Annotated in this window: 18 protein-coding genes and 2 riboswitches; of the genes, 8 read left to right on the forward strand and 10 right to left on the reverse strand. The window is 73.0% G+C overall.

The window, feature by feature from the left end:
- Positions 1–10: 10 nt before the first annotated feature.
- Both BJP65_RS10360 and BJP65_RS10365 read right to left on the reverse strand, forming a co-directional pair.
- A complete protein-coding gene (locus BJP65_RS10360; RefSeq protein WP_070409079.1) occupies positions 11–829 on the reverse strand; it encodes an ABC transporter permease in 819 nt (272 codons plus the stop codon).
- On the reverse strand, positions 826–2,103 hold the full coding sequence (locus tag BJP65_RS10365; protein WP_070409080.1) for an ABC transporter ATP-binding protein: 1,278 nt from the start codon (positions 2,101–2,103) through the stop codon (positions 826–828). Before BJP65_RS10365 ends, BJP65_RS10360 begins: the two co-directional genes overlap by 4 nt.
- Before the next feature lie 87 nt (positions 2,104–2,190).
- Here BJP65_RS10365 and BJP65_RS10370 point away from each other — a divergent pair, with 87 nt between their 5' ends.
- From BJP65_RS10370 to BJP65_RS10390, 5 genes are all read left to right on the forward strand, one after another.
- Positions 2,191–3,255 (forward strand): enoyl-CoA hydratase/isomerase family protein, encoded by a 1,065-nt coding sequence (locus BJP65_RS10370; RefSeq protein ID WP_070409081.1) that lies wholly within the window; start codon positions 2,191–2,193, stop codon positions 3,253–3,255.
- A gap of 120 nt (positions 3,256–3,375) precedes the next feature.
- Positions 3,376–4,227, forward strand: coding sequence for an LssY C-terminal domain-containing protein (locus BJP65_RS10375; protein ID WP_070409082.1), 852 nt, complete (start codon positions 3,376–3,378; stop codon positions 4,225–4,227).
- On the forward strand, positions 4,224–4,751 hold the full coding sequence (locus BJP65_RS10380; RefSeq protein WP_055940929.1) for a hypothetical protein: 528 nt from the start codon (positions 4,224–4,226) through the stop codon (positions 4,749–4,751). Before BJP65_RS10375 ends, BJP65_RS10380 begins: the two co-directional genes overlap by 4 nt.
- Before the next feature lie 87 nt (positions 4,752–4,838).
- Positions 4,839–5,765 (forward strand): DnaJ domain-containing protein, encoded by a 927-nt coding sequence (locus BJP65_RS10385; RefSeq protein ID WP_055832780.1) that lies wholly within the window; start codon positions 4,839–4,841, stop codon positions 5,763–5,765.
- 106 nt (positions 5,766–5,871) lie between these two features.
- Positions 5,872–6,057: a DUF5302 domain-containing protein gene (locus tag BJP65_RS10390; RefSeq protein ID WP_055832781.1), complete on the forward strand. Its 186-nt coding sequence runs from the start codon at positions 5,872–5,874 to the stop codon at positions 6,055–6,057.
- 40 nt (positions 6,058–6,097) lie between these two features.
- On the opposite strand, the gene thiD is transcribed toward BJP65_RS10390, so the two are convergent.
- The 8 genes from thiD to BJP65_RS10430 all read right to left on the reverse strand — a co-directional run bounded on the left by thiD (position 6,098) and on the right by BJP65_RS10430 (position 13,912).
- A complete protein-coding gene (gene thiD, locus BJP65_RS10395; RefSeq protein ID WP_070409083.1) occupies positions 6,098–7,537 on the reverse strand; it encodes a bifunctional hydroxymethylpyrimidine kinase/phosphomethylpyrimidine kinase in 1,440 nt (479 codons plus the stop codon).
- Positions 7,534–8,178: a thiamine phosphate synthase gene (thiE, locus tag BJP65_RS10400; RefSeq protein ID WP_070409084.1), complete on the reverse strand. Its 645-nt coding sequence runs from the start codon at positions 8,176–8,178 to the stop codon at positions 7,534–7,536. The genes thiD and thiE overlap by 4 nt, the downstream gene beginning before the upstream one ends.
- Entirely contained in the window at positions 8,175–8,987 is an 813-nt protein-coding gene (thiM, locus tag BJP65_RS10405) for a hydroxyethylthiazole kinase (RefSeq protein WP_055940938.1), read from the reverse strand. The genes thiE and thiM overlap by 4 nt, the downstream gene beginning before the upstream one ends.
- Positions 8,979–9,070, reverse strand: a riboswitch (TPP riboswitch). (Overlaps the previous gene by 9 nt.)
- 85 nt (positions 9,071–9,155) lie before the next feature.
- Positions 9,156–9,821, reverse strand: coding sequence for an SDR family oxidoreductase (locus BJP65_RS10410; protein WP_070409085.1), 666 nt, complete (start codon positions 9,819–9,821; stop codon positions 9,156–9,158).
- A gap of 129 nt (positions 9,822–9,950) precedes the next feature.
- Positions 9,951–11,282, reverse strand: coding sequence for an HNH endonuclease signature motif containing protein (locus BJP65_RS10415; protein WP_070409086.1), 1,332 nt, complete (start codon positions 11,280–11,282; stop codon positions 9,951–9,953).
- A 132-nt stretch (positions 11,283–11,414) separates the two neighbouring features.
- A complete protein-coding gene (locus tag BJP65_RS10420) occupies positions 11,415–11,723 on the reverse strand; it encodes a hypothetical protein (protein ID WP_070409087.1) in 309 nt (102 codons plus the stop codon).
- 228 nt (positions 11,724–11,951) lie between these two features.
- A complete protein-coding gene (locus BJP65_RS10425) occupies positions 11,952–12,308 on the reverse strand; it encodes a GntR family transcriptional regulator (protein ID WP_055832787.1) in 357 nt (118 codons plus the stop codon).
- Between the two features lie 5 nt (positions 12,309–12,313).
- Positions 12,314–13,912 carry a D-alanyl-D-alanine carboxypeptidase family protein gene (locus BJP65_RS10430; protein WP_070409088.1) on the reverse strand — a complete coding sequence of 533 codons (1,599 nt, stop codon included), beginning with the start codon at positions 13,910–13,912 and terminating at the stop codon, positions 12,314–12,316.
- 36 nt (positions 13,913–13,948) lie between these two features.
- Positions 13,949–14,059, forward strand: a riboswitch (TPP riboswitch).
- On the opposite strand from BJP65_RS10430, the gene BJP65_RS10435 reads away from it, so the two are divergent.
- From BJP65_RS10435 to BJP65_RS10445, 3 genes are all read left to right on the forward strand, one after another.
- Positions 14,051–14,686: an ECF transporter S component gene (locus BJP65_RS10435; RefSeq protein ID WP_070409089.1), complete on the forward strand. Its 636-nt coding sequence runs from the start codon at positions 14,051–14,053 to the stop codon at positions 14,684–14,686. Its footprint overlaps the riboswitch before it by 9 nt.
- Positions 14,686–16,134 carry an ABC transporter ATP-binding protein gene (locus BJP65_RS10440; protein WP_070409090.1) on the forward strand — a complete coding sequence of 483 codons (1,449 nt, stop codon included), beginning with the start codon at positions 14,686–14,688 and terminating at the stop codon, positions 16,132–16,134. The genes BJP65_RS10435 and BJP65_RS10440 overlap by 1 nt, the downstream gene beginning before the upstream one ends.
- Positions 16,131–16,916 carry an energy-coupling factor transporter transmembrane protein EcfT gene (locus tag BJP65_RS10445; RefSeq protein ID WP_070409091.1) on the forward strand — a complete coding sequence of 262 codons (786 nt, stop codon included), beginning with the start codon at positions 16,131–16,133 and terminating at the stop codon, positions 16,914–16,916. Before BJP65_RS10440 ends, BJP65_RS10445 begins: the two co-directional genes overlap by 4 nt.
- Positions 16,917–16,956: the final 40 nt, after the last annotated feature.

The raw sequence follows: 16,956 nt of genomic DNA on the forward strand, positions 1-16,956 counted from the left end.
CGATCGCCGATCAGTCGATGTCGCGGCGCCAGGTGGTGAGCATCCCCACGACCACCAGCACCACCGCGTACCCGAGCAGCACCAGGCCGCCGACCCACCAATCGAGCGTCGACGCCCCGGTGGTCGACACCGAGCTGAAGATCGTCTGGCCGACCAGGGCGTCGCTCGCGGCGCTGGGGAACCACTTCACGACGTCGTCGAAGCCCTCGACCACGCCGCCGATGGTGCGCACGATGGGCTCGATGAAGAGGGTGATGGCGAGCACGATGACGATGGCGGCGACCTGGTTGCGCACCACCGTGCCCACGCCGATGCCCACCAGCGCCCACAGGGCGAAGGCCAGCAGCATCCGGCCCACGAGCTCCCAGGTGTCGGCGGAGCCGAGGGCGGTGTCGATGCCGAAGATGCTCAGCACTCCGGCGCCCGCCCCGATCGCGGCGGCCGAACCGAGGATGCCGTAGAGCAGGCCCACCAGCACGCCCACGACGAACTTGCCGCCCAGGATCACGCCGCGGCGCGGGGTGGCGAGGAACGTCGGCGTGAGCGTCTTGTGACGGAACTCGGTCGTGACCATGAGCGTGCCCACGAGGAGGGGGAACACGTACCCGACGGCGCTGGCCGAGCTGTAGACGAGGCCCGGAACGCCCTCGGCCGACATCGCGGGGCCGGTGGCGCCGCCGAGGCGACCCGAGGCGACTCCGCCGAAGACGAAGGCGAGCACGCCGGCCGTGAAGGCGACGTAGGCGACGAGCACGATCGCCAGCACCCACCAGCCGGCGGTGGTGAACTGCTTGGTGTACTCGGATCGTGTCGCTGCGACGAGGCTCACCGCTGCACCCCCGTGTGGTCTGTCTGGTCCGTGTGGTCGAGGTCGGCGGTGGGCACGATGTCGATCACGCCGGTCGAGGCGACGGAGTACGAGCGGCGGGGTGAGTCGTCGCTCGAGGACGCCCCGTCGGACGCGGTGACGCGCGCGGATCGCGGCGGGGCCATGACGGCGACCATCGCGGTCGAGGGGCGGGGATCGTCGTCGTCGAACTCGTCGGGTCGGGGGGAGACCTCGTCGGCTGTGGCAGTCGTCGCCGTCGCGGCCGCCGCCGGTGCGAGCACGGGCTCGGGCGCCGGCGTGGACGCGGGGGCGGGGGTCTCGGCATCCGGAGTCGGAGCAGGAGCCGCCGCAGCGCCGCCCGCCGCAGCGCTCGCGTGCACGCGCACGCCGCTGACGAGCTCGAGGAAGATGTCTTCGAGGCTGGCGCCCTTGCTCTGCAGGTTCGACAGGGCGATACCGGCGCCCGCGGCGAGGGCGCCGATCTCGACCGGCTCGTGGTGGCGGATCGTGTAGCCGTTGCGCAGCAGCTGGTAGTCGATGCCGCGCTCGTCGAGCACGCTCGACAGGGCGGTGCGGTCGGGGGAGTCGACGACCGTGGCGTACTCCTCGGGGTCGGCGAGGTCTTCGACCCCGCCCTGGAACACCAGGCGACCGCGCGAGATGATCAGCAGCGCGTCGACGGTCTGCTGCACCTCGGCGAGCAGGTGCGACGAGATGAGCACCGTGCGTCCCTCTTCGGCGAGGTGACGCAGCAGCGAACGCATCCACCGGATGCCCTCGGGGTCGAGGCCGTTCGACGGCTCGTCGAGTACGAGCACGCCGGGGTCGCCGAGCAGCGCGGTGGCCAGGCCCAGGCGCTGGCGCATGCCGAGCGAGAAGCCGCCCACGCGGCGTCCGGCGACGTCGGCGAGACCGACCAGGCCCAGTACCTCGTCGACGCGCGAGACGGGCAGCGACGCCGCGCGCGCATAGACCTTGAGGTGGTTGGCGGCCGAGCGGCCGGGGTGGAAGCTCGACGCCTCGAGGGCGGCGCCGACGCTCTGCAGCGGAGAGGCGAGGTCGGCGTAGCGCTTGCCGCCGATGGTGGCCGTGCCCGCGGTGGGCTGCACGAGGCCCAGCAGCATGCGCAGCGACGTGGTCTTGCCGGCGCCGTTCGGGCCCAGGAAGCCGGTGACCTGGCCGGGCTCGATGCGGGCGTCGAGACCGTCGACCGCCGAGACGGCTCCGAAGCGTTTGGTGAGCCCGTTGAGCTCGAGCACCTGTCCGTCGGGCATCGGGCACCTCTCGTTCGATGGGCGTTCCGCCTATCTTCCCCGATCCGAGGCCGAAAACCCATCTCGGGGCGTGTGTAACGTGGCACCGTGCACGCTCAGCGAACCGATGACGACAGCGTCCTCGTGCGGTCGAGGCGCGGCCTCGGTCGTCTGACGCTGAATCGTCCGCGCGCGATCAACGCGCTCGACCTCGACATGATCCGCGCGTTGACCCTCACCCTCGACCGGTGGCAGCGCGACACCGACGTCGACGTCGTGCTGCTCGACGGGGCCGGCGAGCGCGGGTTCTGCGCCGGCGGCGACGTGCGCGCTCTGCACGAGATGGTCGTCGGCGGCCGCGGCGACGAGGTGCACGCGTTCTTCCGCGAGGAGTACGCGCTCGACCACCTCATCGCCACCTCGGCCAAGCCCGTCGTCGCGATCGCCGACGGCGTGTGCATGGGCGGCGGGATCGGCCTCGCCGGCCACGCGGCCATCCGCGTCGTCACCGACCGTTCGCGGCTCGCCATGCCCGAGACGCGCATCGGCTTCACCCCCGACGTGGGCGGCTCCTGGCTGCTGGCTTGCGCGCCCGGTCGCCTGGGCGAGTACCTCGGGCTGACCGGGGGGTCGATGGATGCCGCCGACGCGATCTACGCCGGCTTCGCCGACCACATGGTGCCCGCCGCCCACCTCGAGGCCCTGTACGAAGCCCTCGAGAACCGCGCCGACCCGTCGAGCCCGACCGAGCTCGTGCTGTTGTTCGACGAGAGCCCCGAGCCGTCGAGGCTGATCGCGGCGAGGGAATGGATCGACGACGCGTTCGCGGCCGACGACGTTCCCGCCATCGTGGACCGTCTGCGTGCGCGGCCCGAGCCCGAGGCCCGCGAGACGGCCGAGCTGCTGGCCGCATCGGCGCCGACCGCGCTCGCCGTGACGCTCGAGGCGGTGCGTCGGGCGCGTGCCCTGCCGTCGCTGCGCGCGGCCCTCGCCCAGGAATACGGCCTCGTGATGTGGTTCGCCCAGACGCAGCCCGACCTGGTGGAGGGCATCCGCGCGCAGGTCGTCGACAAGGACCGCTCGCCGTCGTGGTCGCCGGCCCGCCTCGACGATCTCCCCGCCGACCGCGTGGCCGAGGCCTTCGCGTACGAGCCGAACCCGGCGCTGTGGTGACCCGGCCATGATCTCTCTTTTTCCCGTGATCGCCGTGCCCTCGGCCGTGACGTCTTCTGTTCCCGTGATCGCCGTGTCCCCGGCCTCCGGCGCGGGGAGCGACCCGCGGGCGGCGACGAGATGACCGCGCCGCGACGACGCTGGTCGTTCGGACACGCCCTCGACGGGTTCTTCTTCGTCTTCGCCGGTCTCGCCGCGATCTGGCTGGCCTACCTGAGCTTCACGCAGTCGTTCCGGCTCGGGTGGGGCGGGGTGCTCATGGCGATCGCGTTCTGGGGCCTGCTGGCTTACCTGGTGCTGCCGCGACTGCACCGGATCCTCACCGCGATCTACGTGCCCGACTACTTCATGGGCCGCACCCGCACCTCCGACGGTCTGCTCGGCGACCCCGTCAACCTCGCGTTCCAGGGCGACCGGGCGCGCATCGAAGCGGTCATGGCCGAGGCCGGCTGGATCGCCGCCGACCCGGTGAGCCTGGGATCGTCGTGGCGCATCATCGCCTCGACGCTGCGGCGCCGCAGCTATCCGCGAGCCCCCGTCAGCCCGCTCTTCCTCTTCGGACGCATGCAGGACCTGGCCTACCAGCAGGAGGTCGCGGGCTCTCCCGCCCAACGCCACCACGTGCGCCTGTGGAGGTGCCCCGAGGGATGGCTGCTGCCGGGAGGGCGCCGGGTCGATTGGCTCGCCGCCGGCACGTTCGACCGGGCCGTGGGCCTGTCGCTGTTCACGCTGCAGGTGACCCACCGCATCGACGCCGACACCGACATCGAGCGCGACCACATCGTCGCCAGCGTCACCGCCGTGCCCGCGGTGGCCGTCGACGTCATCCGCGATTTCGCGACCGGGTACCACTCGCGCAACGGCGGCGGCGACAGCATCACCACCGACGGCGACCTGCCGATCATCGACGTGCGCGCCGTGCAGATCCCGGATGCCGCGACCCCCGCCGCGCCGACGGAGGTGCGACCGTGATCACCCGGCATCCCCGCAAGCGCGCGGCCTTCGAACCCCTCGCCGCCCCCGTCCCCGTCGACCCGGCCATGCGTCGCCCGGTCGCGACGGTCGCCGGCGCGGTGCTGGTGCTGCTGCGGGCGGTGGCCGGGGTGCTCTGGGGAGCGACCGTCGTGTTCGGGCTCCCGTCGTGGATGCGGGCGGTGGCGGGGGCGGCGAACGGCTCGGCCATCGAGCCCGACACCCTGACCCTGTCCGACCTCGACGTCGGTTTCGGTCTGTTCGCCGGTGTGCTCGCGACGATCTTCGTGGTGCAGGTGGTGTTCGGCATCCTGCTGCTGTGGGGGAGCAACCTCGCCCGCGTGGCCGTGATGCTCATCTCGGTGGTATCGATCTCGGCGGCGTTCACCGGGTGGTGGCAGCTGGGGGAGGAGATCACGGTGCGCACGACGCTGGCGACCCTGAGCCTCGACGTGCTCGTGCTGCTGGCCCTGTCGAGCCGCGATGCGGCGGCGTACGCGCGGCGGAAGGATCGCCGGCGCTGAGCGACCGGGTGGCGCTCGCGACCCCGGGGGATCTCGGCGGGTTAGCCTGAGAGGTGCCGCTCGCCCGCGGCGGAACGGAAGACGGACGTGTTCGACAGCCCCATGTCGTCCTCGGCATACGAGGTGCTCCGCGTGGCGCCCGACGTCGACGACGAAGGCCTGCGTCGCGCGTACCGCGTGCGCCTGCGCGAGACGCACCCCGACACGGGGGGCGACGCGGCCCTGTTCGTGCAGGTGCAGCGCGCGTGGGAGCTCATCGGCACGCCCGAGGCCCGCAGCGCCTACGACCGCGGTCGCGGGACGGTCCCCGGGGAGTGGGGCGGCGGGGTCTCGGCATCCGGTCCCTCCCGCCCCGCCGACACGCGCCCGCGCGCCCGATCGCACGGCCAGCCCGGCGGGTGGCGGCGCGAGAGGTACCTCGACCTCATCCGCGAGTGGGTGGGCCGCGGCGTCGACATCGCCGACCCGTACGACCCGGCGCTCGTGCGCTCGGCGCCGCCCGAGATCCGCCACATCCTCGCCGACGCGCTCGCCGAGGAAGAGACCGCGCGTCTCGTCTCGGAGCTCGGCATGGGCTACACGGTGTGGCACGACGTGTTCGCCGATCGTGACGGGCGCGATCCCGAGCAGAAGCTCGACCATCTCGTGCTCGGTCCGAGCGGCCTGTACGCCCTGCTGAGCGAGGACTTCGGCGGCCCCGTCGGGGTGCGCCGCGGCGAGATCTCGGGAGCCCACGTCATCGGGTCGCCCGTCACCGAGCTCGTGTCGCGTGCCCGCGTGATCGCGCGGGCCGCCGGTGTGCGCTTCAGCGGCGCGATGGTCGTGCTGCCCGACGACGCCGTGCTCGACGCCATCACCGAGCTCGGAAAGGTGCGCGGAACCCCCGTCGCGCTGGTGACGCGCAGTGCCCTGACCACCCTGCTGCGGCGCGGCATCACCGGGGCGCGCGAGGTCGGCGGCACGGAGCTGTTCGACATCCGCACGCGGTTGCAGCAGCGCGTGCGTCACGTCTGAGGGGCGTCTCCGGAGGGGCTCCCGGGGCTGTCCCGCCGCTTCGCCGATCGCGGCGTTCTCGCCCGGCCCGCGAGACACCCCGCGCGCACGTGCCTAGGGTGGAGGCATGAGTACCGACGAGACCTCGGATGCCTCGGCATCCGACGACATGAAGCGCAAGTTCAAAGAAGCGCTCGAGAAGAAGAACGGCCAGCACCGTTCCGGTCAGGCGCACCTCGACGGAAACTCCGCCGTGCAGGGAACGCACGGAGCCGTCACCAAGAGGGAGTTCCGCCGCAAGAGCGGGGGATGATCCCACCCCGCATCGCGTGCGTGTGAGGGGCCCCGGCCCCTCACACGAGCGGGGCCTCGAAGAACGCCAGCTCGAGGAGCATCGACCGGTCGTACGCGGTGGCCATCGCCGCACGGGTGCGGGCGGAGGCCTCGCGGGCGGCGGCATCCACGATGAGCGACGCCTCGGCCGATGACGTCTCGAACGCCTCGTCGCCGTACGACGTGAGCCAGTCCGCGTAAGGATGCCCGGACGTGAACGTGCCGCGCCAACGGACGCCGATGTCGGTGTACAGCACGAAGCACGGCAGGATCGCGGCCACCAGCACCGCGTAGGACCCGGCGGTGGATGCCGCGTGCAGATGGTCCGTGTACGCCGAGGTCGCGGGAGCGGGAGCGAGACCCGCGGGGTCGACGTGCGACTGGTGCAGCGCCGCCTCCTCGACCAGGCACGACACCGACGCCGTGGCCCAGAAGCGTTGCTCATCGACCGTGGGGGCGAGGGCCGCGGCGCGCGCGAGCACCCGCGCGTACTCGCGCAGGTACAGCAGGTCTTGGCCGAGATACCACTCGAAGGCGCCGCGGTCGAGGTCTCCGGATGCCAAGCCCTGAACGAACGCGCACGCGTCGACGTCGGCGCGGGTCGAGGCCGTGGCCTCCCACCGCTCGTCGCTCCACGAGCGACCGAGGTCGAGGTGCGGGCGGAGCTCGTGCAGGTGGTCGATGGGGCCGTTCCCCACGCCGACGTGGAGCGCCTCGGCGTGCTCGAGCGCGCCGGTGAGCCACCGCTTCGCCCGCGTCAGGGCCTCGGGCCAGCTCAGCCCGTGAGCGGCCAGGGTGGCCATCGCCGACGACAGGGAGCATCCCGTGCCGTGGGTGTGGCGGGTGGCGACGCGGTGGCCGGGCACGACGTGCACGCCGGTGGCGTCGACGATGGCATCCGGGCTCTCCGCACCGCCGAGGTGCCCACCCTTCAGCAGCACGGCGGTGTCGGCGCGGGCCGCGAGCGTCTGCGCCTGGACGACGGCGGCCTCCCACGTCGTCGCGACGGGCTCGTCGACCAGCACCGCGAGCTCGGGGAGGTTCGGGGTGACGAGGTCGGCGCGTCGGCACAGGGCGCGGACGGCCGCTTCGGCATCGGTGTCGAGCAGGCGGTCGCCGCTGGTGGCGATCATGACGGGGTCGAGCACGACGACGGGCGGACGCGCGTCGGCGAGCCACGCGTCGACCGTCGCGACCACCTCGGCCGAGCCGAGCATGCCGATCTTGACCGCGTCGATCTCGACGTCGTCGCTCACGGCGCGGAGCTGTGCGTCGAGGAACGCCGTCGGAGGCACGTGCACGTCGCGGACGCCCGAGGTGTTCTGCGCGACGAGCGCCGTCACCGCCGCCATGCCGTAGCCGCCGAACGCGGCGATCGATTTGAGATCGGCCTGAATGCCGGCGCCGCCCGTCGGGTCGGTGCCGGCGATGCTCAGCACGCGCGGGCTCGATCCGCTCATCCTTCGGCTCCCCACGCCGCACGCAGTCGTCGCACGACGGCGCCCGGGTCGTCGGCCGCGCACACGGCGGACACCACCGCGACCCCCGCCGCTCCCGCCGCGCGCAGGGCGGCGACGTCGTCGACGTCGATCCCGCCGATCGCGACGCACGGCGACGCGGTCGAGGCCGCCAGCTCGGCGAACCCGTCGACCCCCAGCGGTCGCGGATGGTCGGGCTTCGTCGTCGTCGCGCGGATGACGCCGACGCCGAGGTAGTCGACCGTGCCCGCGGGCAACGCCGCCGCGGCGGTGAGGTGCGCGGGGGTGTGAGCCGTCCATCCGATCAGGGCGTCGACTCCCAGCAGGGCGCGCGCCGAACCGATCGGCACGTCGTCCTGGCCGAGGTGGATGCCGTCGACCCGGGCGCCGCGGTCGCGGGCGGCCAGCACGACGTCGAGGCGATCGTCGACGACGAACGCGCAGCGACCGGCCACCACATCGGCGAGGTCGAGGGTGCGGGCGAACAGCTCGCGGCCCGAGGCGACCTTGTCGCGCAGCTGCACGACGGTGACGCCCGCGTCGACGGCCGCGTCGACGATGTCGCGCAGTCGAGCGAAGGGCACGCGGTGGTCGGTGACGAGGTGGAGCGACAGGTCGCTCACGAGAGTCGCACCCGGCCGTCGAGATCGGCGGGGCGCACGGCGGCCAGCTCATCGAGGAACGCCACCGCGAACGACCCGGGTCCCCGGCTGTGCGCTGCCGCGCGTTCCGACGCGACGGCCCAGACCGCGCTCGCCGCCACGGCCGCGTCGAAGGGCGGCACGACGGCGACGAAGGCCGCCATCGCCGCCCCCAGGGCGCAGCCGCCGCCGGTGACCCTGGTCAACAGGATGCTGCCGCCGGGCACCGACGCCGTGCGCTCGGCATCCACGATCAGGTCGGTCTCTCCCGAGACGGCGACCGTGCCGCCGGTGCGGAGGGCGAGCGCGCGAGCGGCCTCGAGGGCGTCGTCGGTCGAGTCGGTCGCATCGACGCCCCGCCCGCCGGCGCCGGATCCCGCGAGGGCGAGGATCTCGGACGCGTTGCCGCGGATGATCGCCGGGCGTGCGTCGAGCAGCTCGTGCGCGAGCGCCGTGCGCACGGGCAGCGCACCGACCGCGACCGGATCGAGCACCCACGGGGTTCCCGCCCGAACGGCCTCGCGGGCGGCTTCGCGCTGCTCGGCGGTGGGGGTGCCGAGGTTCACGAGCACTCCGCCCGCGATCCCGGCGAACAGGCCCGCCTCGCCCGGGATGTCGCACATCGCGGGGGCGGCGCCGAGGGCCAGCAGGGCGTTGGCGGTGAAGCCCGTCACCACCGCATTGGTGATGCACTGCGTGAGCGGGGCGGCTTCGCGCAGCGCCGCGAGCGCCTCGGCGGGTGCGGGGGCGGTGAGAGGGGCGGACGGAGACGACGACGTGCGAACGACCATTCGCGACATCCCTTCGCTAGTACGAACTAGATCAGGTTCGACGGGTGTGTTCTCAGCCCCGAAGGGCACCCCGTGTCACTGCCGGTGACGCTAGCACAGGCGCGACGGTCGGTACCGCGACGGCCACTATCGCGACGGCCACTACCGCGACGGTCGGTACCGCGCCGCTCAGTATCGCGCCGAGAACCCGCCGTCGGTCTGCAGCAGCTGACCGCTGATCCAGCGTCCCGGCTCCGAGAGCAGGAAGGCCGTGACACCCGCGATGTCTCGCGGGGTGCCCATGCGGCCGAGCGGGTGGTACCCGGTCAGGGCGTCGCGGGTCTCGGCATCCATCCATCCGGTGTCGATGGGGCCGGGGTTCACGACGTTGGCCGAGATGTTGCGGGGTCCGAGCTCCCGGGCGGCCGAGATGACGATGCGATCCAGGGCACCCTTCGATGCGCCGTAGGGAAGGTTGCCCGTGGTGTGGTCGCTCGTGAAGGCGACGATCGCGCCACCGCCGGCATCGACCTGGCGGGCGAACGCGGCGATCAGCAGCAGTGAGGCGCGGGCGTTGACGGCGACGTGGTGGTCGAAGCTCTCGGCGGTGGTGTCGAGGATGCCGGTCTCCACGTCGTGCGCGTGGCTGAGCACGAGCGCGTGGAGGGGTCCGCGTTCGCTCGAGATCCGGGCGATCAGATCGGTCGGGGCGGTGGGGCTCGACAGATCGCACGGGTAGTCGCCGGTCGCGAGGTCGCTCGTGACGACCTCCCAGCCGTCGGCCTCGAGGCGCGGGACGATGCCCGCGGCGATGCTGTTCGCGCGCGCGGCGCCGGTGACGAGGGCGAGGGGCATGGAGTCGAGCGTAGAGCGGGTGCTCGGGGGTGCGCGAGTACGCGGTGGTGGGGGCGTGGGCGCTGGGGAGTGCGACTCGTCGGTTCGGGCGCGGAGACCGGCGGGCAGAGGGCCTGCACCCCAGAGGGCTCAGAAGGGGGCGCGTTCTCGTTCGGGCGGGGAGGGGTCGTCGGGCAGGAACCTCACCGCCGGCGAGTAGGGGAGCGGTTCGTCGCTGTAGACCCGGCCGGTCGGACTCGTCCATTCGAGCACCCCGCCGGCCAGTTGTCTGACCGTCCAGCGGGTGAACTGTTTCTGTGTGTGATGTCGCTGGCAGAGGTGGCTGAGGTTGCCCACCTCGGTGGCGCCGCCGAGGGCGTAGTCGTGGGTGTGATCGACCTCGGAGCGGACCGCGGGGACGGTGCACCCGGGCCAGCGGCAGTGTCGGTCGCGGGCCCGCAGGAACCGGTCGATCGCCGAGGTGCGCTGGTAGGTGTCGGTGCACAGCACGGAGCCCGTGACGGGGTGCGTGATGACGCGGTCCCACGGAACGGTCGTCGACTCGGCCAGGCTGCGCGCCGTGTCGGCGTCGATGGGGCCGTGCCCGACAAGTTCGGCGGGCTCGAGGTTCTCGTTGCCCGGGTCGATCATGGTGAGCGCGGGCACGACGACCTGCACCCGAGCGCGAATCGCCCCCAGGACACCGGGGCCGTCATCGCCCCGCGTCGGATCGGCCTCGGGTGCGGCCGTCAGCAGTAGATCGGCCAGCACATCGGCCCGCACCTGCGCCATGGTGCGTTCGTCGGCGACCGACACCGCGGTTTCGCCGCGCGCGTCGATCAGCGCCCGACTCTGCTGGGTGAGTCGGTCGTAGACGCCCACGGCCAGAACGGTCGGCAGGGTCGCCACCAGATCGGACATGCCGTCGCGACCGGTCACGATGCGCACGCCCCGCGTCTCTCGACCCCGTTGGTGGCGCTCGGTGAGGGTGGTCGGCTGCAGCCGCTCGGCGAGGACTGCAAGACGCGAACGCAGACGCCCGGGGCTCAGCCCCTCGGCGGTGGCCACGGCCAGCACGTCGAACTCACCGCGGACGTCGGGAGAAAGGGGCTCGCCGGCGTCGAGGATCGTGCGGACGTGAGGTCGACCGATCGCGCCGGCCTCCCATGCCGCGAGGGTGGCGGGGTAGTCGTCGACCAAGGTCATCGCCGCGTTGATCTGCGTCTGCATGCTGCGGTCCGAGAGATTCTCGGCGGCGGCGAGCTCGGACGCCACTTCGCGCAACGCCATCTCGGCCACCCGCCCCGACGGGGGTCGGTCGGCCATGGCGCCGAGCGCGAGGTGCCCCGCTTCGGCCAGCGCGCGGGTGCGCTGAACCTCGGCCACGGCCAGATCGGCACCGGTGCGGAGCACCTCGGCGAGCACCGCGGAGAGGGCTTTCGGCCCGCCGTTCGGGCCCGTCGGTGAGGTGTCGATGTGCATGTGTGCATGCTAGCGAGGACCTCCGACATTGGGCGGTCCGCGAGGAGCGTTCCGGGGACGGATCTGCACTTTCCTCGCCTGTGGAGGACAGGTGCGTGGCCGGGCTGGGACGTCGTCCGTCTCGTGCGGCCGTCAGAGCATGCTCGACGCCACGAGCCAGACGACGACGAGGACGGCCGCGGCCAGCGAGGCGAGGAGAAGCGCCCGTTGCCAGCGGCCCGGGCGTCCCCCCACGGGCCCCAGGGGTCGTTCGGGCTCGCCGAGTTGCGACCGGATGACATTGGCGCGCGCCTGCAGCTCGTCCTGGTGGATCGCGAACCGGCGGCTGTTGGGATAGCGCAGGGCGGCCTCGACCGATTCCGAGAGCTGGCGCTCGATGCGCGCCAGTTCTGCGCGCCGTTCCGGCTCCGTGCCGCTCCCGGGCTCGTCGTGATCGGGCATGGAAGATGTCTATCGCAGGAGGCGGGCTCCAGGTGCACCGTGGACCTCGGGATGCCGGGGCGAGTCCGGTCCCTTCGGCGCGCCCCGGGACCGCCACGACGACACGAGCCGCGGGGCAGAGCCCCCGCCACGCGGGAGCGGGGCGACAGGGCCTCACGCGCGAACGAGCCGGGCGACATACCCCGCGCAGCGCACGCTCCGCGCCGGGGGTCGACCGCCGCGATCCCGTCAGCCGTCGCGCAGGGCCGCGCGCACGAGCTCCACCGCGTCGCCCGGATCCACGCCGAGGCGGCGCACCGTCTCGGCGTACGTCCGTGCCGCCTGGGCGGCGCGCGACGATGCGGCGTCGGTGCCCTTGACGAGCGTGCCGGCGCGGCCGCGCGTCTCGACGTACCCCGCCTCTTCCAGCTCCTTGTAGGCGCGGGCGACGGTGTTCGCCGCGAGGTTCAGGTCGCCGGCGAGAGTGCGCACCGGCGGCAGCCGGGTGCCGGCGACGAGCGTTCCGTCGTCGATCGCGGCGATGATCTGCGCGCGCACCTGCTCGAACGGCGGGGTGGGGGAAGCGGCATCCAGGCGAAAGTCCATGACCGTCAGCCGTTCAGTCCGAAGAGGTCGAGGGGGTGGGTGAGGCGCCACCACGGGTCGGGCGGTTCGATCTCGCCCGTGAGCTGCGCGTCGACGGTGTCGGCGTCGACGGGGCCGGTCACGGTCAGCGTGCCGATCGTGGTGCCGGGCTCCCGAGCGTCGCCCAGGTCGAAGTCGACGGTGTGCTTCGCGGCGCCGCCGTTCCACAGCACGACGGTCGCGTCGGCCTCGGTGACGACGTCGATGTCGGGGCCCCACAGCGTCTCGACCTTGCCGACGACGGTGCCGGCGGTCACCGAGGGGCGGGGCTGCAGTTCCTGCTCGATGCGCGTGAACAGGTCGCGCGCCGCCTGATTGCGCGTGTCGGGTCCGGGCTGGCCGAGCACCGCGGCGTAGGCGCGCACCGTCGTGCCGCCGACCGCGATGTCTTTGGCGGTGAGCAGGTTCCACGCGTCGAGGGTGCCGGTCTTCACCCCGACGATTCCCGGATCGGCCAAGAGCGCGTTGCCGTTCTTGAACGTGCCCGCACCGGGGAGCGTCAGTTCGGGGGTCCGCACGATCTCGGCGATCACGGGATTGGCCAGTGCCCGTTCCGCCAGCGCGATGAGGGCGGCGGGAGTGGCGGTGTTGCCCGCCTCGATCCCCGTCGGGTTCACGATGGTGACCCCGGTGATGTCGCGCTCGGCGAGGTACGCGTTGGCGGCGGCCGCGAACTCGGCATCCGAGGGGAAGAGGTCGGATGCTAACCGCTGGGCGTAGTTGTTCGCCGAGGCGATGAGCATGCCCTGCAGCATCTGCAGCTCGGTGAGACTGCCGTCGACGGGAACGTCGAGCGACGATTCGCCGCGGGCGCGGTACTGCCAGTAATCGGCGCTGTCGGCCTGCGTGAACGCGTACGACTTGCCCTGCTCGCCGGGAGCCAGGGGGAGTCGGTCGAGCACGACGAGGGCGGTGACGACCTTGGTGATGCTCGCGATCGACTCCGGCGCGCTCGCCGACGACGACAGCGTCTCGGGCACGCCGTCGATGGCGATCGCGGCTTCTCCTTGCGCGGGCCAGGCGGGCACGGCGGAGGGAGCGGCCGTGGGCTGCACGGCCACGGCGCGCACGGTGGGGGCGACGGCGGTCAGCGGCCACAGCAGGGTCGCCGCCGCGTAGCCGGCGACGAGCAGGATCAGCAGCACCGTCGGCACGACGGTGGCCGGCCGCAGGATGCGGCGGCGGGTGCCGGCGAGCAGGTCGGCCTGACGCACGGTCGCACCCGAGACCACGAACGCCGGCGCGGGGCGCGCGGCGCCGGCCTCGGCGGGATCGACCCAGCCCAGGGCGGCGAAGGCGGCCGAGGTGGGCTCCGCGGCCGGTGAGACGGAGGGCGGTGCGTCGGAGGCTGGTGCGTCGGAGGGCGGCGTGGATGCCGGGTCCCCGGCCGCGACGGGAGCAGACGTGTCCGCGCCTGAGGAGGCTGCCTCTGCACCGGGCTCCGCGGTGGCCGTGCCGTCCGCCGTCACGGGCGGGATCTCGGCATCCGGTGTCGCTTCGCCCTCGGGCGCGGGGTCCGCCGGGTCACGCCGCGCGCGCCGTGTCTCCGGGGTCTGCTCGTGCACCCGCCCACGCTACCCCGGGCGCACCCCTATACTCGTCACGACAACCACGGGAGTCCGGTGAGCCGGGCTGAGAGGAAGCGAATCCACGCTTCGACCGTCGAACCTGATCCGGATCATGCCGGCGCAGGGAGGAGCACAATGCACACGTCTACGTCTGCCCCCGCGAACCGCTCGGCGGTCGCCCCGGCGAACCGCTTCCAGTGGCGCGTCGTCGACATCGTCGTCGCCGCCGTGCTGGGCGTGGCGATCGGTCTCGTGTTCTGGGGCTGGAACACCGTCGGCGGAATCTGGTTCGGCGCTATGGATGCCCTCACGCCCGGCCTCGGCGGCATCGCCGTCGGCATCTGGCTGATCGGCGGGGTGATCGGCGGGCTCATCATCCGAAAGCCCGGCGCCGCCCTTCTCGTCGAGCTGATCGCGGCGGTCGTGTCGGCCCTGATCGGCAACGTCTGGGGCATCGGCACGATCTTCTCGGGCCTCGCGCAGGGCCTCGGCGCCGAGCTGATCTTCCTCGCCTTCCTCTACCTGCGCTTCACGCTCCCCGTCGCGATGCTCGCGGGCGTCGGCGCCGGTGTCGGCGCCTGGATCCTCGAGCTGTTCCTCTCGCCCAACATCGTGAAGTCCCTCGAGTTCAACCTGCTGTACCTCGGCACCCTGGTGATCTCGGGCGCGCTGCTGGCGGGCCTCGTCGGCTGGCTCCTCGTGCGTGCGCTCGCCGCCACCGGGGCGCTCAGCCGATTCGCCGTGGGGCGGGAACTGCGCCGCGACGTCTGATGACGGGCCCCGCCCGCGTCGACGTCGAGGGATGGGGCTGGCGCTACGCCGGCCGCAAGCTCCCCGCCACCCGCGACGTCGATCTGATCGTCGAGACCGGCGAACGCGTGCTGCTGCTCGGTGCCTCGGGGGCCGGCAAGTCGACGCTGCTCGCGGGACTCGCGGGCCTGCTCGGCGGCAGCGACGAGGGCGAGCGCACCGGGCGCATCCTCGTCGACGGCGCCGCCCCCGAGTCGCAGCGCGGCCGCATCGGCCTGGTGCTGCAAGACCCCGAGGCGGGGATCGTGCTGTCCAAGGTGGGCGACGACGTCGCCTTCGGATGCGAGAACCTCGGCCTCCCCGCGGCCGAGATCCCCGCGCGGGTGGCCGAGGCCGTGGCATCCGTGGGTCTCGACGTTCCCCTCGACCGCCCCACCAAGGCGCTGTCGGGCGGGCAGAAGCAACGTCTGGCGCTGGCGGGTGTGCTCGCGATGCGCCCCGGACTGCTGCTGCTCGACGAGCCGACGGCGAACCTCGACCCCGACGGCGTGGCCGAGGTGCGCCGGGCGGTCGAGCACATCACGCGCAGCGACGGGACGACCGTCGTGCTCATCGAGCACCGCACGGCCGTCTGGGCCGACCTCATGACACGGGTCGTCGTGCTCGCCCCCGGCGGCGGAGTGTTGGCCGACGGCCCGCCGGCGCGGGTGTTCGCCGACCACGGTGACGCGCTCGCCGCGGCGGGCGTCTGGGTGCCCGGTCGCCCGGTCGACCTCCCCGTGCTCGCTCCGATCGAGACCCCGGATGCCGTGCTCTCGGCCGCGGCGCTGTCGATCGGGCGCGAGAAGCGCACGGTCGTGGCATCCGGGCTCGACGTGGTCGTACCGCGTGGCGCGGGCACGGTCGTGACCGGCCCCAACGGCGCGGGCAAGTCGACGCTCGCGCTGACGCTCGCGGGACTTCTGCCCGAGCTGTCGGGCGAGGTCGTCGCCGCCGAGTCGCTCGCCGCCCGCGGGGTGCGACGGCCGTCGCGGTGGCGCTCGACCGAGTTGCTCACGCGGATCGGCACGGTCTTCCAAGAGCCCGAGCACCAGTTCCTCGCGGCGACCCTGCGTGACGAGCTCGCCGTCGGACCGAAAGCCCTGCGGATGTCGGCGGCGCAGGTCGACGCGATCGTCGACGAGCTGTTGGAGCGGTTGGATCTGGCATCCCTCGCCCTGGCCAACCCCTTCACCCTGTCGGGCGGGCAGAAGCGGCGGCTGTCGGTGGCGACGGTGCTCGCGGCGTCTCCGGAGGTGATCGTGCTCGACGAGCCGACGTTCGGGCAGGACCGCCGCGGCTGGAGCGAGCTCGTCGGACTGCTGCAGCGCGAGATCGCGCGCGGGCGCACGGTGGTCGCCGTCACGCACGACGCCGACGTGGTGCGCCACCTCGGGCAGCACCGCATCACGCTCGGGGGCGCGGCGTGACCGGCGCGGCCGTCGAGGTGCGCAGGACAGCCTGGCTCGACGGCGTGAACCCGGTCACGAAGATCGCCATCGCCCTCGTGCTGTCGGTTCCCCTGCTCGCCTCGATCGACGTGGTGAGCGCGGCGACCGCGATCGTGCTCGAGCTGCTGCTCGTGCCGCTGACGGGCGTCGGTTACCGCACGCTCGCGAAACGCCTGCTGCCGATCGCGCTGTTCGCCCCCGTCGCTGCGGTCAGCATGCTGCTGTACGCCCGTCCCGGAGGAACGGTGTACGGCTCGTTCCTCTTCGCCACGATCAGCGACGACTCCCTCTCTCTGGCGGTGGCCGTGCTGCTGCGCGTGTTCGCCCTGGCTCTACCGACCCTGCTGCTGTTCGCCCGCACCGACCCGACCGAGGTCGCCGACGCCCTCGCCCAGATCGCCAAACTGCCGAGCCGTTTCGTGCTGGGCGTGCTCGCCGGAGCCCGCACGGTCGGACTCTTCGTCGACGACTGGCGCACGATGACCCTCGCCCGCCGTGCCCGCGGTCTGGGCGACCGCGGGGCCGTGCGCCGCTTCTTGTCGATGGCGTTCGTGCTGCTGGTCTTCGCCGTGCGCCGCGGCACGACCCTCGCCACGGCCATGGAAGCCCGCGGCTTCGGCGCCGACGTCGAGCGCACTTGGTCGCGCGCGTCGACGTTGTCGGGTCGGGATGCCGTGGCCCTCGCCGGCGCGGTCGCCCTCATCGCCGTCGCGCTGGCGGCGGCGGTGGTGACGGGGGCGTTCCGCGTGGTGGGGACGTGACCGACTCCCGTTGAGTGTCCAGGACACGCCGCGGCCCGGG

The organism is Microbacterium sp. BH-3-3-3 (assembly GCF_001792815.1).
GTDB lineage: Bacteria > Actinomycetota > Actinomycetes > Actinomycetales > Microbacteriaceae > Microbacterium.